Raw genomic sequence first — 15,770 nt, 5'->3', positions numbered from 1 at the left:
AATGCCCCTTCGCTGAAGGGGCATTTCATCTTATTCAAATAACGTAAACACAGTTACTGCAACCCCTTTTTTCTTGAGAAGTGTAATCATCTTCTCACGAATCGTAGCAAGGGGCGTCTTTGCTGTCACCGAATCGATTTCAACATGCGTCACACCACATGCACGAATAAATAATTCCATTGAGGATGGGGTTAAGTTGGTCTCTCTCGCTCTTAATAAATGGGGCTGCCCACCTGTCCGCCTTGAGATTCCATCATGAATAATGATGACCATCACATCTTGTTGCTGATCAACCGCTTCCATCAAGGATTGGATCCCACTATGAATAAAAGCATAGTCTCCGATCACAGCCATGGCTCGTTCACCACAACGTGCTAATCCGGTTGCTACACTTATGGGCGATCCCAAACAATATCCCCATTCCGCGATATCGTAGGGAGGATGCATGAGGGACATGGATGAACCGACATCCACTGCTACACGCACATCTTTTTCCTTGGTTACTTGCGATAATTCTTGATAGATATGAACAAGTGGGGGGTAGGTTTCTGGAGGTTTTTTTCCGCGAATTGCCGGCTCCCTTTGATGGGGTAGGATCACCTCTTGTTGCTGTAACCCCTCGACCACCAAGCGGATTCGCTCAACGCTGTGGAAACCATTTGAGGGAAGCATGCCATGATTTCTACCCAAAATTCTTGTCCCAATCGCGTACCGATGCACCAGGGCACACAGTTGGTTTTCTAAAAAATTGTTGGGTTCTTCAATAACCAGTATGTTTTCATATCGTTTAAGAAATGAAAGAATCTTTTTCTCGGGCAATGGCCATGAAGCTGTCAGGGATTGATAAGGTAACGCTAATTCTTGCAGCAATTCACAGCAACCACCGCAAGTAATCACCCCGACGTTTCCCTCTGTTAACTCATCCATCGTAGGTTCTCCATAAAAAGCTTCCATATAGGACCGAATATGTGGTAGCTTCTTCTCGGTGTAATATTGCATTCTCCCTATTTTAGATAAATGACTGGCAATCTTTTTATTAACACGATGTTCCGTTTGAAGTGGTTTTTTCACTGAACCCTCTTCACGACAAGTCATTGAACTCGAACGCAATCGCGAACTTATTCGTACTAATACCGGAACGGAACATGTTTCTGATAAAGTAAAGGCATAGGGGATGGTGTCACGAACCTCCCTTGCTGAGCTAGGGTCAAATACAGGAACCCCTGCCACTTGTGCAAGTTGACGCGAATCCTGTTCCACCGTTGATTTTGTACAACCGATATCATCCATCGAAAGAATGACCAGCCCCCCACCAATTCCATGCACCACCGCATTCACTAACGGATCATATAAAATATTCATTCCCGCTTGTTTTATAATCACCCCTGCACGGTACCCTGCGGCAGATACACCTAGCGCCAGTTCGAAGGAAACTTTTTCGTTGACACTCCAATGAAAATGATCAAAGCGATGGGACAGACATTCTCCGGCTTCATTGGCTGGATATCCATAAACGCCAAAGGCAGAATGAATCTGGGCATCTAATAAGCCAAAGGCCGCAATTTCCACTCCATTGTATTGGCCCAATTATTCACCCCCATCAACAGTCCCTAATCAATTAGCGCCGATTGATTAGGGACTGTTCTTCCAAAAACACGCAAGATAAACAACCGTTAACGATGGTAGGCCTCTTGATAGACATCGATTGTTTGAACGGCGATTCGTTTCCAATTGTACTCGCTTCGCAATGTATTGTATGCTTTCCAAGCCATGGTGTGTGTTTTCTCAGGGTTCTCCAAGGCCCAGTTGATTTGATCGATCAGGGAGTTTAAATTTCCTGAGAGAATCGTCAGCCCATTTACTTGATGTTGCACCAATTCCCCAGGACCACAGGAGTCGGTTACAATAACCGGTGTCTTATAGGACATGGCCTCTAATACCGTAATGCCAAAGGGTTCATGAATACTGGGCAAGACAAATATTTCAGCAATTTGATAAAGGATGTGAAGGGATTCCGTATCAACAAATCCAGTAAACATGACTTTATCCGATACACCCAATTCTGTTGTTCTATTTACTAAATACTCTTCCAACTGCCCAGCCCCACATAGAACAAATTTCGCTTCCGGATGCTTTTGTAATACATAGGGAATCGCCTCAACCAGAAGGGTAATTCCCTTTTCGATGAGCAAACGACCAGCAAACAATACCACTCGCTCCCAAGGTAGTGCATATTGGTTTCGCTTCTCCTGTACAGCAGCGATCACCTCATCTTCTGGGGGAGGCGGTACCATCACGCCATTCGGAATCGTCACCACTTTTTTCTTGATTGGATGAAAGGTGTTGGTAACCCCTTGATGGATACATCGGCTACATACGATCACCTTTTGTGCAATGGATACCAAGGAGGTTTCATGTTGATGAACCTTTTGATTAGGTGAACTCTTTACTTCATCACATTTCACCTTATCTATGCCATGCATGGTATACACAAAAGGAAGACCATATTGACGTTGAAGCTCCTGCGCCACATAACTGATCAGCCACTCATGACCATGCACGATATCCATGCGAAGTCCTTGTGCGATCAGGCACTGCACCTTATTCATCATCGCTAAATTTAATTGAAAAATCCAATCATCAAAAGAGGCTTCTTCCTGATCAAAGCAAGTGGCTACCCGATAGACATGCACCCCTTCTACTTCTTCATAGGCAGCAGATTCAGGTGGCTGATAAGTAATCAGGTGCACCTCAATATTGTATTGCACCAAATGCCGAGACAATTGATAAACAGCCGTCGCTAACCCGCCAATATGGAAGGGAGGAAACTCCCAACAAAGCATAAGGACCCGCAGAGCTGGACGATTCTTTTTATGAAAAATAGGGGCGGCAGGATTCCGATTGGGAAGGGATAGATTGGGGAAAATCGGAGTCGCTTGCTCCCATCGCGTTAGGGTCTCCGAATCGATCTGGTTCATCCGCAAAAGGGTGACTATCTCCTGAAATGCGGTTAGATGATGGTGGATTCGGTTCGTGCCATATTTAGATACCTTCTCTGACCGAGCCATGTCCATCCAGTCACCGCTTTGGGCTAAAAGTAGTTCTCGACATGCCTGTTGAAGTGCACGATGTTCTATCGGAATCGGATCAGGGTATTCCTTCATCAATTGTAACCACTGTTGCTCAGCAATAGGGAGATGTCGCAACACCCATGCATATTGTTCGAGAATCACTGGATGATGTACACGAATCGGCAGTTTGCTCCCTTTTACTTCAAAATCGCAATAATTCCATTTAGAAAAGCTGGTTAGAGAAAGTGATGAATGTTGAGCAAGCCCTCGAATCATCTGATCTAAATAATGATGTCCCTCATACCAATACCCACCAAAATTCTCCAATACGAATGGGATCACTACTCCCTCGGTCCCCATCCCTTGTTCTTTCTCCCTACAAATGGTATGGCTCCATTCCTTCAGGTCAATTCTTGCATCCCTTCTTGCTTGTTGCATCGCTACTTTAACATCATATAACGGTTCAACCTCTGATGAATCCCCTTTGCGACAATATGAAAAGTTCATAAAAGCAGGCGCGTCTTTCAAGGAAAAACCTATATCACTTAATGGATCGCGATACACTCTCTGTGAATTCTCGTTATCTTGTGAACAACATGGACGACTTCTTGTAAAATTAGAAATAAAGAATGTCACAGGCGACTCATGCTCCTCTTTTTTTGCCTGAAACACAACGGTATGCTGCTTTGACGTTAGCTCACCATCAAGTAATGCGTAGGTCATCCCCTGTTTTGATAAAAGGGTTGAAATATTCATGGGATGAATGTCTTTTGGAAGCATCACGCCTTTGGGATGACATCCGAGGAGCTCTTGAAAGGAGTCAACCGCCACACAAAGTTGGTAGTCCAATGACTCTTTTGTTAGCAAGGAAGCGCAAGGGGACGTTGCCAACATCGTAATCAGATCGATCCCCCTTCGCTCCTTTAGCTGTATCATTTTGTTGATTAAATTAAATTGAATCCGTTTTAAATAATTTGATCTTTTGTATGATTCGATTAAATAATGAGTGGCTAACCGATATTTTTTGGGGTCATTTTTGGTTCGTTTCTTCTCCCTCTCCCCGATCTGAATGCGTGCAGTCATATAGGAGTGGCATCGTTGTTGAACAACCGGATGCTGAAGAAGAGAAAGTAATGTAGGAGACACTGCCCAAGTAAGGTGGAAATCCAACCCATCCATGAGGAAGGTATCGATCATCTGAAGGAAAGGAACATACGAGTCGACTATGGTTTCATAAATCCATTGCGCCTCAAAGGTCTCCGAGTGATCGCCCTGAAGCAGAAAGGGTAAATGCGAGGTAAAAACGAGTGAAACATTACCCACTTCTGACATAAGAATCCCCCTTGCTTCCCTATCGTTATAAACGTACACAAGGTGAATGTAAAATGGGAAAGGTCCATTCTCCACGCTGAAGCTCGAGCGATGCTCTATAAAGATGGTCAGTTTCTAGGTCGGAAATTATGTAACAGGAGCAATTGGATGAAACGTCTATTTTTCTGACAAATTGCTTTTGATTCATGTCTGAGAATCCCTCAGCCATCCTATATAAGTAAAGTCCATAATGAACTTCCTCTTTACTCAAAGAATCATACATTTCCTTCATATGGTTCCATGAGACGGTCCATTCCCAAAAGGCAAAAAGTTCTGTGGACCCATAAGCAAGCAACCCAAGGGCATTTATTCCGTAACTTTCCGGCAAATGCCTCCCATTCTCCGCTGGAGTCGGTTGTGATGAAGGGACCGTGAAAGTGGAAGATACCCCATTGTTTTGGGAGGCCAATCGTTGGTAGTTTTTCAGATGATAAAATCGAAGTTTACTTTCTAGTTCTTGAATCGGTAATCCATATTGCTCTGCATCTTTATTAGTCAATTTTCTTTCTTTCTGTATTACTAGTAATTCTTTCAACATTAAGATGTCACTCCTTCTACTAATCGTACGAACATCCATTCACAATTATTTAATGAAGGAAAAGCACTTATTTCTACACATGTTATAAATTATGCTTCAGGGGTATCGTTATTCTTTGCTGATCTTTCCTTGTGCCCATCTATCCTCATCCCTCAACTTCAGGTTGATCAACAACTGAAGTTAGCACCTCAGCCATCTCTTAGTTGTTAACCTAGCCAGGTTGTTTGTCCAATCCACTAAAAAGAAGGCACTTTTATAAAAAAGCGCCTTCCCTCCACCCCCTAAGTAGTCAGGAACTCATTGATATCCTGTTACCTTAAGGACGCGGCTTACTCTAACACCGATAATGGCTCAATCGCCATATATTGATGTTGTTTCGGTAGGCATTGATGGTAAAGGGTTGTGGACTATATGCTGCCAACCGGAAGGGGAAACTATAGGTCGTAAGGGCGTAGGCACCAATACCGGCTGGATTATACGGATCCGCATAGTTCGAAACGGTAAAATAGCTGCTAAAAGCACTTGCCTTGGGCGATCCGCAAGCAGCCGTTTTAAGCATAGGTTCACTCGTGGACGGTTCCTTCTTCAATCCTGGCATCACGATCGTATTGGAACGAAGAACGGGAAAGAAGTGTCCATTGTGAAAAACACCTAAATTAGCAACATACCGGTGACCTGGTGTGACATGGTTAATGTAACAGGAATTAGACCCTTTTTTCACAAACACATCACGGTAATTGGTTACATGGTGATGGGGATCAGGTACCGAATCGAGATCGATCAGACGAACACCAACCAGTGCCTGATCCATGTTATCTTTCACATACGATTTTAGCATTTCATTACGAGAAGATGTCACGGTCCAAAATGCATGTACTTTTTGAGAACCGATCGATAGCAATTGTAACTTATTTCCGTTCATGAATTACCCTCCATTTTCATGGGAATCCCATTTGTAATTCTTAACAACAAATTCCAAGGCGACAAAGTACCCGGCAGAGTCTACGACGAGGGAACGAAACCATTACCTGTCTAGGCCCTGGTCTTACCGTAAGCCACAAGGTTCTTTGCAAAAATGCTCGGGAGCACCTGCGTTGAGAAATCGTAAGCTTGTGATTACGAGCAATTTTTCTCTTTTTTTGCATGGAAAATCACCTTTCCAATATAAGAAATAATTGTACACTTTATCTATCGTATGAAACGAACCTCCACTTGGTTATGGACGACCGTGGATCATAAAAAAACCCCGCTTTTCACGGGGATGGAGGATTTAATAATGTTTTTTTCCGATGTCATCAATTTTCGCTTTCGCCCCACTCACAATACTCATATCGATTTTGATGGATCGTAGAGAATCTTTGTTTAATGTCACCCCACCATGCTGGTTTAACCGTTTCCATTCACGTGGGTGATGGTAGTAAAACTCATAGGATAGATCATAGATATCAAACTTTTTTTCCAGTGCCTTTTCATAGGTATAACGAACTTGTTTGGCAATTTCCTTTTCAGCTAGACCCTCCAGCGCCTCTCTTTTTAATGGTTTTTGCATACTGAGTAAAATACCTCGCCCCTTAATTTCAATGTCAAACCCGGGATGTTTGTGGGGATCCACAAATGAATGAATTTCAATTGTAGTGTTTCGACCCACAACATCGGCAATCGGCTTTCCTTTTTGTCGTATGACAACATTTGCGCGAACGGTTTGCGGTTTCATCCAACGTAAACCTGCTAGATCATTACTTTCCATCTTCCCTAACTCATGATAATTGGAGAGCCCGTAATAATGATCAATAATTAAGGTGGGCGCCTTCTCTTCTCCAGAGCTCCAAGGCCCTGATTTTACACGAATGCCGGGTATTCCTGGTGTTTGACCCGGTTCGCCAATCAATCGAATCATTTCGAAATAGCGTATAGGCGGAATGAAAGAGCGTAATCGAAAATTACTATCTGGATCCTGTAATTGTCCATTCGTGGGTGAATCAAACACAACCGGTGTTATGGACAACACATTTTCCAGGGAATCATCCGTCGCATACACCCAAGGCAGATACCGTGCATCATAAAATCGATTCACTAAACTACACACATCTCGCATTCCATGCTTTAGCAATCGTTCAGACACAATGATTGCGGTCACATGTCCCCAACTTACTAATCCCTCCGTGTACATATATAGGGAGTGCACCGCTGAATCTACCGTTGGCCCCTCCCCCTTTACTGTCCAAAATTTCGGGCCTTTCCCTCCACTTCCTCCACTCGCCATGGCAACGGAACTAAAATCACTGATTTGAGCATAGGCTGTGTACTTCCCTTTGTGCCAATCAACACCCACACTGGTAATATAATATTGTCGGGAAATTTCCTTCATACTCCAACACCCACTCGCTACAAAAAGAAGGAGCAGGGATAACGACAGCAGGGCACATCGTTGGAATCTTTCTTTCATCGCTCCTCCTCTCCTTTTCGCGTTGGATCTCCTGGTTGTAAAATCGAAGGACGACGCGTCATCTCTCGATGGCTCGTGAACACTTTTAAAAAGTCTTGAAAGGATAAAGGCGCTATGGGAGCTAAATAAGGCAATCCGAATGGGCGTAACCAAGAAAGGTAGAGAACGATACTATAGAGACAAATAAAAAGACCAAGCAATCCCATTAAAGAAGAAGCCACTAAGACAATCAATCGCAAAATACTAATGATGCCATTTAAATTAAGATTATCCAATGTAAAACTTGCCACAACGGATATGGCGATGGCAACAACCATACTTGGGCTTGTTAAACCTGAACGAATGGCCGCATCACCGATGATCAGCCCTCCTACTACCGACAGCGTTTGGCCGATGGGTCCTGGGAGACGAAGTCCTGCTTCTTTAAACAGCTCAAATATCAGGACCATCATCACTGCCTCGAGTGGAGCTGGTAAGGGAACACCTTGCTCTGACTGCACCAGATTTGATAAGAGTGGGAAGGGAATTTGATCCTGATGAAAGGTAGTCAAGGCGATAAAAAAGCCCGGGAAAAATGTGGCCGTCACCAAACCCAGCCAGCGAAGCAGATATTGAAAGGGTGGAAAGATCGATAAAAACTCGTTATCCTCTTCGCTTTTTAAGAGTTCCGTTAGCTGTATGGGTGCAATCACCCCAGCAGGAGAACCATCCAAAAGTATGCACACTCGCCCCCGAAGTAGCGCTGCTGTAATAAAATCGGGCCTTGCTGTGTAATCAAAAACGGGAAATAATTTTTGGGATAGGGGCGTCAGCCATTTCTCTAAGGCAGCACTACTATCCAGATGATCGACATCCAAATTTTGCAACTGCTGTCGCAGGGAATAAACGATGGGAGGGTGAACGACATCCTTAATGTAGAGGAGTGCCACTGAATTATGGCTTCGGGTGCCCACTGCTATTTTTTCCACACAAAAGGATGGATCACAGAGGCGTTTACGTACTAAAGAGATATTGGTCACGAGGGATTCGGTCAATCCATCCCGAGCTCCGCGGATAGTAGGTTCAGCAGGACTATCGCTGGTTTGCCGTTGCGGAGGATGAGAAACATCCAGACTCAAGGCGTGTGCTCTCCCCTGTATAAAGACCACCAATTCTCCCTTAAAGATCGCTTCGAACACCTTATCCATTCGTTCAATTTCTTTCACGGGATCAAAAGATAATGTATCGATTCCTTCCCCTTGCGCTAACCAATCTTTTAGTACAGGGATCGCTTCTTGATTCATTCGTTTCTTATCAATCATCCCCTCACAGTATGCCAGGAGGATATCTCTTTCCTGATCGTCTCCATCCACCCACTCCCGGAAATAGTAGTGCACATCATCATGGGCGGATAATTCTTTCTTCAACCATGCTTGGATTTGATCAGGGTCTAAAGCCAGGGTATTCAATGGATTGACTGGGAGACTGACCGGCTCCTCTTCTGTTTTTTTCTCTTCACTCTTCTTCCAAAACCACCAACGTCTCATCCTGTACGAACCCCCTTTCGATTGGCCATTTTCCTTCTACTGATCCATAAGCAGAGCAGGGTCATCACGGTCACAATGAAAAGTAAACCAAAGGAGATTGGTGTCAAATAGGTCTCTGTCATCTTCCAAAATTGAATATCACTTTCTGGGAAGATGCACAGGATGGCGACTACCAGGGTTAACCCAGCAATCCACCAATTTTTACGGCGCAACTCACCGATTCCGATGATCTCAGACAATAGCCATATTCCATAGGAAATACGAATCACCGAACCTGTCAACCACTGATACATGGATAAAAAATCGATGTGTTCAACGTACCCACCAAGGGAAAGTACTCGCCATTGTTCATAAGCTGGATAACGTTGCTCACTAGCTGTTTCGGGTCCAAAGATTGCGAGAGCACCCATGGAGACTCCTAAAGTAAGCATCACCAAGATCAAACCAAGGATCACTATTTGGGAGTACTTCATGGGTTCTTTCATTCGATGTTGAATAAATAAAAGACTCACGATTTCCACCAATCCGATGCTGGAGTAAAACATTCCTTGTAAGATCGGTTGGATCCCATTTTGATAGACTGGCAATAACAACGAATAATCTTTTTTTGGCAAATTCCCCAGCATGACAAATAATCCGAGAAAGATAACCAGCGGTAAAAGCACGCCATTAGTAATCACGATGGTTTCCAGACCCAGTGCAGCCGATGCGAAACAAACAATTAAAATTAATAGTAAAATGACAAGTGCTGGCGTCTCGACTAGATAGGAGAGCCTTGTCCAGGTAACCGTATCTTTTATGGCAATATAGGTGGTGATTAATAAATTGATGGCATATAACAGACGGATGAGGATGGTGATTGGTTTACCGACCCCCTGTTCAATCCGCTTTAGTACAGGTACATCGTTTTTCTGCTTAAGAACGCCTGCAATCGGAATCAACCAAAGCATATAAAGTACCCCAGTACATAAAATAGCCACCCACGCATCTCTACCGGCCACTTCCAATATGGCAGGCATGATAATTAAATGATTAAAGATGCCGATTGAAGCGATATATAGCAAGGCAATGGAAAATATCCCGATTTTCGGCTTAGACACAGAAGGTTCCCCCGATATAGGATCTAGTACCCTTAGCATGTCTGAATCTCCAAGTTTCTATGATACAAAAAAAGCCCCCCGCCAATTGGCGGGGGGCTGCCGTGGATCTGATTAGTAAATCCACTCGTCCACTTTTTTTGTATAGCTACTTTGCTCATCCTCATTAAACCACAGGGAGATTTCACGCTCCGCACTGGTAGCAGAGTCAGAACCATGGATAATGTTTTTACCGACCGTCACACCAAAATCACCACGAATGGTTCCAGGCGCTGCTTCAGCAGGTTTCGTTGTACCCATCATATGACGAGCCGTCTTAATGATGTCCTCCCCTTCCCATACCATCGCAAATACAGGGGAAGAAGTGATAAAATCAACCAGTTCGCCAAAGAATGGACGCTCTTTATGCTCTGCATAGTGTTCTTCTGCAAGGCTTCGTGGTACGGAAATCAATTTTCCACCCACCATTTTAAACCCTTTTTTCTCAAAACGAGCAACAATTTCACCAATCAGTCCACGTTGAACGCCATCTGGCTTAACCATGATAAATGTCTTTTCCATTATGCATAGACCTCCATGTTCCTATGTATCATCATTGTTTGAAATCGGTTACGTAAAACCCATTAAGATCGTAACAAATTCTGAGCATAAGTGCAAAAAAATCGCGACTGAATCAGACAAAAACACCCATCCATATGTTTTCAGTAGGATCGGCCACCCACAAACTCAGCAACCAGACGCAGGGATGATCGCGCCTCTCCATCAGGTAACCCTTCTAAAATCGAAAAGGCTTTGTTTAAATAACGTTCCGCTAATGCCTGAGACCAAGCGATGCCTTCCGATTGACGAACACGCTGAAGGATCTCACCCAACGGACGACCTTCCTCCCCCTCTTTTAAATAACGGATGATCGCCTCGCGGTCCTCGTTAGAACCATTTTTCAACGCATAAATCACTGGCAAGGTAACATTCCCTTGACGCAAGTCACTTCCTGCTGGTTTGCCAAGTTCCTCTTCCTCACCAATAAGATCGAGGACATCATCTGTAATTTGAAAAGCCATTCCTACATAATAGCCATAGAGACGTAACCGACGAACGGTATCCCTATCTGCCTCTCCCACTAATGCACCTAGTTGGCAACTGGTTGCCATTAATAGAGCCGTTTTTCTCTTGATTCGATGAAGATAAGTTCGAATCGATTGTTCATGATTGTAAAAATCTTTAATCTGTTCAACCTCACCAATACACATCTGCATGATTGCATCAGAAAGAACACGATGCACCTCTGGAATTTCAATCGTGGCTGCAATGGTAAGTGCCCGTGCAAAGATGTAATCACCTGTATACATCGCCACACGGTTGTCCCATTTGGCCTTCACCGTTTCTTGACCTCGCCTTGTTGCAGCGTCGTCTATCACATCATCATGAACCAGCGTGGCCATGTGTATCAATTCCAGGGGAACCGCGACATGTTTAAGTCGTTCAATATTGTAAGCGCCAAATTTCCCGGAGAGCAAAACAAAAACCGGTCGCATTCGTTTCCCGCCAGCTTCCAAGAGATGCACAGATGAATGCTTTAAAGCATCAAAATCTGATTGAACAGACTCTCCCAACTCCTGTTCAATCAGTTGAAGATCATTACGTAGATTTTTATAGATATCAGAGAGCTTCATACACTTCACCCTGGTTTATACAATTGAGTCGACCCTTCATTCTTTTACAATACCGATATGAAGGGCAGCAATTCCACTTGTCAGTGGACGAACCTTTACTTCTTTAAAGCAACCATCCTTCTCCATCATTTCCGCCAGTTCCAGATAGTCAGGAAATTGGATTAAGGATTCAGGAAGCCAACGATACTGCTCATAGCGATTCGCGAAAAACTTACCGAGCCATGGGAGTATCCGTTGAAAGTACATATAGTAAACAAAGCGAAAGGGGGGCCATGTAGGCTTCGATAATTCTAAAGAAACAACTTGCCCTCCTGGTTTCACCACGCGAGCCATTTCTTTTAGTACATGACGGTAATCCGGCACATTTCGCAATGCAAACCCAATGGTTGCATGATCAAAATGGTTATCAGGAAAGGGCAATTCCATTGCATTTCCATGGATCAATTCAACCTGATCCTTTAGCCCCAATTCCGCTACTTTTTTTTCTCCAACTTTCAACATGTTTTGAGAAAAGTCCAGTCCAACCATCTGACCCGTTCCTGAAGCTTTGGCAAGGGAAATGGTCCAGTCACAAGTACCACAACAGACATCCAAGGCGGTATCTCCTGGTTGCACTGCCATTTGACGCATCGCTACATTCCGCCACGCTTTATGGCGACGAAAGCTTAGTAAGTTATTCATACGATCGTAGTCTTTAGCAATACTTTCAAAGACACCATGCACAAATTGTGCTTTCGAATCATTTTTATTCTTGCCTTCAACCATGGGACGTCACCCCTCTCTCACCACGTATTCCTCTAGGCGATGAGGGAGGCTATTATTTCCTTGAACCACCTGGCATAACTCATGTCTCACCGATAATGGACGTACCTCTTTCATTAACGAGATCGTTTCCGCTGCTAATACTTCGGTCAATCCTTCAGGCAGCGATCGGACGGATCCTAACATCGAAGACTTCTCTCCATGAAGAAAAAGAAGCACCAAGTTTGCACCCAAGCGCATCCATGGATCAGAATTTTGATCCCCCTCATAAAAAAAAGACGCTAATGTGGTGATCAGCCCCCCATGAATTCGCTTGGAGAGCTCCAACCAGTGGGACCAGGAAAACCCTGGGGCCTCCTTCATCGCATACCGTTCCATTTTAGCTTCATTGACGTCACAAATCGCCTTTGATAACGCAACAATACCCTGAATCTCACCATGCTCAGCCAATTCACGATAAAAGAGACTACTAAAATAATCCCCCGTCAAAACGGCTAACTGACGCGTTCGCATCCCCTCTTTAGAAAGTGTGCCCTCGGATATCGTTTCATGGATATCTAGACCCATTTGTAGGAGAGTCGCTGTTACGCAATAGCGATGAATGCGTTCGGTTGAGAGCATGCGGGAACGCAGCATATAATAAAGCACCTGCACAAAGAAGAGAGGAACATCTTGTTTACCCAAATGTTTCTCTAAATAGGAATGCCGAGATTGAACTCGAATCTCTTCTACTATGCGGTTTAGTTCGTGCTGCTGTGTCAACGTCATGTTGCGCCCCCCATGAAAAGCAATAAAAAATACGTGTAATCCTCATCAGTATAACACATCTTGCACCCTGCGGCACGGCGGCATTTATCCCTCTCCAAGATTTGTTACTTGAAACATCTTTTGCAGATAAAGCGATGCATTCTCATCGTTTGCCCGTTTCATTCCAGGGTCCCGAACCAGGTCCCCTCGCTTTGCTTTTACGGAGAAATTTTCGGATAGACCGTGTACCTCCAACGTCAGCCTGTCCACATTTGAAGTATCCACTAATAAATAGCGTAATAGGGTGACCAACGCGCGATGAAGCGGTTCTTTTTCCTGGGGAGAAGATACAAACAGCGTAAGTGTTCCTTCTCCCCACTCCACCCGTTTTAGTTGCAGGGAGGAGGGTCGCTTCGATAAAACATCCACCAAATTGCTCTCTGTCAATGTCATCGCAGACCCGCTTCGAAAAGCCGGTACATCTTCTCGTTTAGCTCCTTGTTCCATGAGTGCTGGAAGCAAAGATAGCAGGGATACAGCCATCACCGATAGAAAGATAGAGGCAAATAGACGACGGCCCAACTTCAACATAGGAACCCTCCTTGTCTCTCCTCATTCCATTGTATCGGTGATGCCTTTCATTCATGCCGACCGTATCAAGATTTTCCTCTACGGTTGCCCCTTTTCAGTTTCAACCGTCCCGAAGGGTGTAATAATTTCTGCTTTTCCTCGTACCTTCACTGCAGAAGTGTGCTCAGTAAATTGCACAACCATGACTTCTCCCTTATCTAGTTTTTCTGAGTGATGAAACCGAGTATCTTTCCCTCGCGTAAGACCAATCACATTTACGCCATTTTCATGAGCCTTCACGATAAAATAATCATCATGATTTGGTTTTGCCATAAGAGAATCCTCCCTACACTGTCCAGTTTTTACTGTATGTCTCATCATGTCCCAAACCCGTGGGCTTGTCAAACCCATCTGTACCATAATAAAAAGATCCTCATTCTTGATGAGGATCTTTTCTCAAATTGGTCGGGCTAGCCGGATTTGAACCGACGACCTCTTGCGCCCCATGCAAGCGCGCTACCAAGCTGCGCCATAGCCCGAAATTGAATTGTATGTATTGGAGCAACATTAAATATTCTATACGAAAGTATTATTTCTGTCAAGAATAAACTACTTAACTGGCCAAGTTATTCTTAAAATACCCCTTCGGATCTCTTTTTTAAACCAGTTCACCATAAAATAAAGACCTTCATAGTTGAAGGCCTTTACTCATTTGGTCGGGCTAGCCGGATTTGAACCGACGACCTCTTGCGCCCCATGCAAGCGCGCTACCAAGCTGCGCCATAGCCCGGCGATCCCCGAACACTTCTCCTATCGAAGCGACAAATAATACTTTATATCGGATTACGAAAAGTGTCAAGAGATTTGCCGGGTTTTATCCTTTTAATTTTCCACCGATCCCAATAAGGCTGAACGCCTCTGCACGCACGGCTGGATCTTTTTCAAATACACCTCGCACGGCTGAGGTAACCGTCATCGCTCCTGGTTTTTTAACTCCTCGCATGGTCATGCACATATGTTCCGCCTCTACCACCACAATGACACCATGTGGCTCTAGCGTTTCCATAATCGAATTCGCCAAGGTATACGTGATTCTTTCCTGCAATTGTGGACGCCGGGCGATATCATCGACTGCTCGCGCCAATTTAGACAATCCAGTTACACGACCACTCTTTGGAATATATCCCACATGCGCACGCCCGTAAAAGGGAACCAAATGGTGCTCGCACATCGAGAAAAAGGAGATATCCTTCACTAATACCAATTCTTCATGATCTTCACTAAAAATCGTCCCAAAGTGTTCTTTCGGATCCTTATCAATTCCCGAAAAAACCTCTGCATACATCCGTGCGACTCGTGCCGGGGTATCGAGCAATCCTTCGCGATCAGGATCTTCACCAACCGCTTCTAGAATCATTCTGACAGCTTGTTGAATTTTATTGTGATCCACATTCATATATAAAAACCTCCAGGCGACTCTTTATAATAAACAAAGGCCCCGAAGGGCCTTTGAGAGTACGGCTAATTCAAAAACCGCCAAATTCGAGTAGTCCTTGACGTTCAGCCGACCCGTATATGGAACAATTTGTTCCAGGGTTAGAACTATGTACCCAACCCTCAATCAGAGGTCAAGCGTTCACATCGTCTTTCAGCGCTTTTCCTGGTTTGAAAGCAGGAACTTTGCTGGCAGCGATTTGAATTTCTTCACCGGTTTGTGGGTTGCGACCTTTACGAGCAGCACGTTCCCGAACTTCAAAGTTACCAAAGCCGATCAACTGAACTTTGTCACCACTACGAAGCGCTTCCGTAATTGTGTCAAATACAGCATCCACTGCTTGGGTAGCATCCTTCTTGGTCAAGTTGGTCTTTTCAGCGACCTGTGCGATCAATTCTGTCTTGTTCACAAGTGACCCTCCTCTCACGTTCATTCCTACCACAATGTTGCACGGTTCTTCCGTATTCTATACAT

At 44.3% G+C, this 15,770-nt stretch carries 15 protein-coding genes and 2 tRNA genes; all 17 read right to left on the bottom strand.

Annotation, left to right across the window (positions count from 1 at the left end; translation table 11 throughout):
• Nucleotides 1–30 precede the first annotated feature (30 nt).
• The 17 genes from CHX35_RS14445 to CHX35_RS14365 all read right to left on the bottom strand — a co-directional run bounded on the left by CHX35_RS14445 (nt 31) and on the right by CHX35_RS14365 (nt 15,705).
• Nucleotides 31–1,587, bottom strand: coding sequence for a thiamine pyrophosphate-dependent enzyme (locus CHX35_RS14445; RefSeq protein WP_091838611.1), 1,557 nt, complete (start codon nt 1,585–1,587; stop codon nt 31–33).
• An 86-nt stretch (nt 1,588–1,673) separates the two neighbouring features.
• Complete coding sequence (locus tag CHX35_RS14440; RefSeq protein WP_091838608.1) at nt 1,674–4,403, bottom strand: 1,4-alpha-glucan branching protein domain-containing protein; 2,730 nt, start codon at nt 4,401–4,403, stop codon at nt 1,674–1,676.
• A gap of 25 nt (nt 4,404–4,428) precedes the next feature.
• Nucleotides 4,429–4,980 (bottom strand): hypothetical protein, encoded by a 552-nt coding sequence (locus CHX35_RS14435; RefSeq protein ID WP_091838605.1) that lies wholly within the window; start codon nt 4,978–4,980, stop codon nt 4,429–4,431.
• Between the two features lie 334 nt (nt 4,981–5,314).
• Entirely contained in the window at nt 5,315–5,902 is a 588-nt protein-coding gene (locus tag CHX35_RS14430; protein WP_091838603.1) for a DUF4912 domain-containing protein, read from the bottom strand.
• Between the two features lie 348 nt (nt 5,903–6,250).
• A complete protein-coding gene (locus CHX35_RS14425; RefSeq protein WP_091838600.1) occupies nt 6,251–7,426 on the bottom strand; it encodes a Ger(x)C family spore germination protein in 1,176 nt (391 codons plus the stop codon).
• Nucleotides 7,423–8,952 carry a spore germination protein gene (locus CHX35_RS14420; RefSeq protein WP_091838597.1) on the bottom strand — a complete coding sequence of 510 codons (1,530 nt, stop codon included), beginning with the start codon at nt 8,950–8,952 and terminating at the stop codon, nt 7,423–7,425. Before CHX35_RS14420 ends, CHX35_RS14425 begins: the two co-directional genes overlap by 4 nt.
• Entirely contained in the window at nt 8,949–10,052 is a 1,104-nt protein-coding gene (locus CHX35_RS14415; RefSeq protein ID WP_176392100.1) for a GerAB/ArcD/ProY family transporter, read from the bottom strand. The genes CHX35_RS14420 and CHX35_RS14415 overlap by 4 nt, the downstream gene beginning before the upstream one ends.
• A gap of 111 nt (nt 10,053–10,163) precedes the next feature.
• Nucleotides 10,164–10,610: a nucleoside-diphosphate kinase gene (gene ndk / locus CHX35_RS14410; protein ID WP_091838591.1), complete on the bottom strand. Its 447-nt coding sequence runs from the start codon at nt 10,608–10,610 to the stop codon at nt 10,164–10,166.
• Nucleotides 10,611–10,750: 140 nt separating this feature from the next.
• A complete protein-coding gene (hepT, locus tag CHX35_RS14405; RefSeq protein WP_091838588.1) occupies nt 10,751–11,722 on the bottom strand; it encodes a heptaprenyl diphosphate synthase component II in 972 nt (323 codons plus the stop codon).
• A gap of 36 nt (nt 11,723–11,758) precedes the next feature.
• On the bottom strand, nt 11,759–12,487 hold the full coding sequence (locus CHX35_RS14400; RefSeq protein ID WP_091838585.1) for a demethylmenaquinone methyltransferase: 729 nt from the start codon (nt 12,485–12,487) through the stop codon (nt 11,759–11,761).
• A gap of 6 nt (nt 12,488–12,493) precedes the next feature.
• Nucleotides 12,494–13,252, bottom strand: a complete 759-nt coding sequence (locus tag CHX35_RS14395) for a heptaprenyl diphosphate synthase component 1 (RefSeq protein WP_091838582.1) — start codon at nt 13,250–13,252, stop codon at nt 12,494–12,496.
• An 84-nt stretch (nt 13,253–13,336) separates the two neighbouring features.
• Complete coding sequence (locus tag CHX35_RS14390; RefSeq protein ID WP_091838579.1) at nt 13,337–13,822, bottom strand: hypothetical protein; 486 nt, start codon at nt 13,820–13,822, stop codon at nt 13,337–13,339.
• 78 nt (nt 13,823–13,900) lie between these two features.
• Nucleotides 13,901–14,134, bottom strand: coding sequence for a trp RNA-binding attenuation protein MtrB (gene mtrB / locus CHX35_RS14385; protein WP_091838576.1), 234 nt, complete (start codon nt 14,132–14,134; stop codon nt 13,901–13,903).
• 129 nt (nt 14,135–14,263) lie between these two features.
• Nucleotides 14,264–14,340 (bottom strand) — tRNA-Pro (locus CHX35_RS14380).
• Between the two features lie 174 nt (nt 14,341–14,514).
• Nucleotides 14,515–14,591: transfer RNA gene (locus CHX35_RS14375), tRNA-Pro, on the bottom strand.
• Nucleotides 14,592–14,675: 84 nt separating this feature from the next.
• Nucleotides 14,676–15,257: a GTP cyclohydrolase I FolE gene (folE, locus tag CHX35_RS14370; RefSeq protein WP_091838573.1), complete on the bottom strand. Its 582-nt coding sequence runs from the start codon at nt 15,255–15,257 to the stop codon at nt 14,676–14,678.
• A gap of 172 nt (nt 15,258–15,429) precedes the next feature.
• On the bottom strand, nt 15,430–15,705 hold the full coding sequence (locus tag CHX35_RS14365; RefSeq protein WP_091838571.1) for an HU family DNA-binding protein: 276 nt from the start codon (nt 15,703–15,705) through the stop codon (nt 15,430–15,432).
• Nucleotides 15,706–15,770 lie beyond the last annotated feature (65 nt).

The organism is Marininema halotolerans, assembly GCF_900116235.1.
Taxonomy (GTDB): domain Bacteria; phylum Bacillota; class Bacilli; order Thermoactinomycetales; family DSM-45169; genus Marininema; species Marininema halotolerans.
The sequence above is the reverse complement of the archived record's forward strand: the minus strand, read 5'-3'. Positions and strand labels throughout refer to the sequence as shown.

Bases quoted from the DNA above. Each gene is read 5' to 3' on its own strand.
- CHX35_RS14440 (WP_091838608.1), bottom strand. From the start codon at position 4,403: ATGTCAGAAGTGGGTAATGTTTCACTCGTTTTTACCTCGCATTTACCC.
- CHX35_RS14435 (WP_091838605.1), bottom strand. From the start codon at position 4,980: ATGTTGAAAGAATTACTAGTAATACAGAAAGAAAGAAAATTGACTAAT.
- CHX35_RS14430 (WP_091838603.1), bottom strand. From the start codon at position 5,902: ATGAACGGAAATAAGTTACAATTGCTATCGATCGGTTCTCAAAAAGTA.
- CHX35_RS14425 (WP_091838600.1), bottom strand. From the start codon at position 7,426: ATGAAAGAAAGATTCCAACGATGTGCCCTGCTGTCGTTATCCCTGCTC.
- CHX35_RS14420 (WP_091838597.1), bottom strand. From the start codon at position 8,952: ATGAGACGTTGGTGGTTTTGGAAGAAGAGTGAAGAGAAAAAAACAGAA.
- ndk (WP_091838591.1), bottom strand. From the start codon at position 10,610: ATGGAAAAGACATTTATCATGGTTAAGCCAGATGGCGTTCAACGTGGA.
- hepT (WP_091838588.1), bottom strand. From the start codon at position 11,722: ATGAAGCTCTCTGATATCTATAAAAATCTACGTAATGATCTTCAACTG.
- CHX35_RS14400 (WP_091838585.1), bottom strand. From the start codon at position 12,487: ATGGTTGAAGGCAAGAATAAAAATGATTCGAAAGCACAATTTGTGCAT.
- CHX35_RS14395 (WP_091838582.1), bottom strand. From the start codon at position 13,252: ATGACGTTGACACAGCAGCACGAACTAAACCGCATAGTAGAAGAGATT.
- CHX35_RS14390 (WP_091838579.1), bottom strand. From the start codon at position 13,822: ATGTTGAAGTTGGGCCGTCGTCTATTTGCCTCTATCTTTCTATCGGTG.
- mtrB (WP_091838576.1), bottom strand. From the start codon at position 14,134: ATGGCAAAACCAAATCATGATGATTATTTTATCGTGAAGGCTCATGAA.
- folE (WP_091838573.1), bottom strand. From the start codon at position 15,257: ATGAATGTGGATCACAATAAAATTCAACAAGCTGTCAGAATGATTCTA.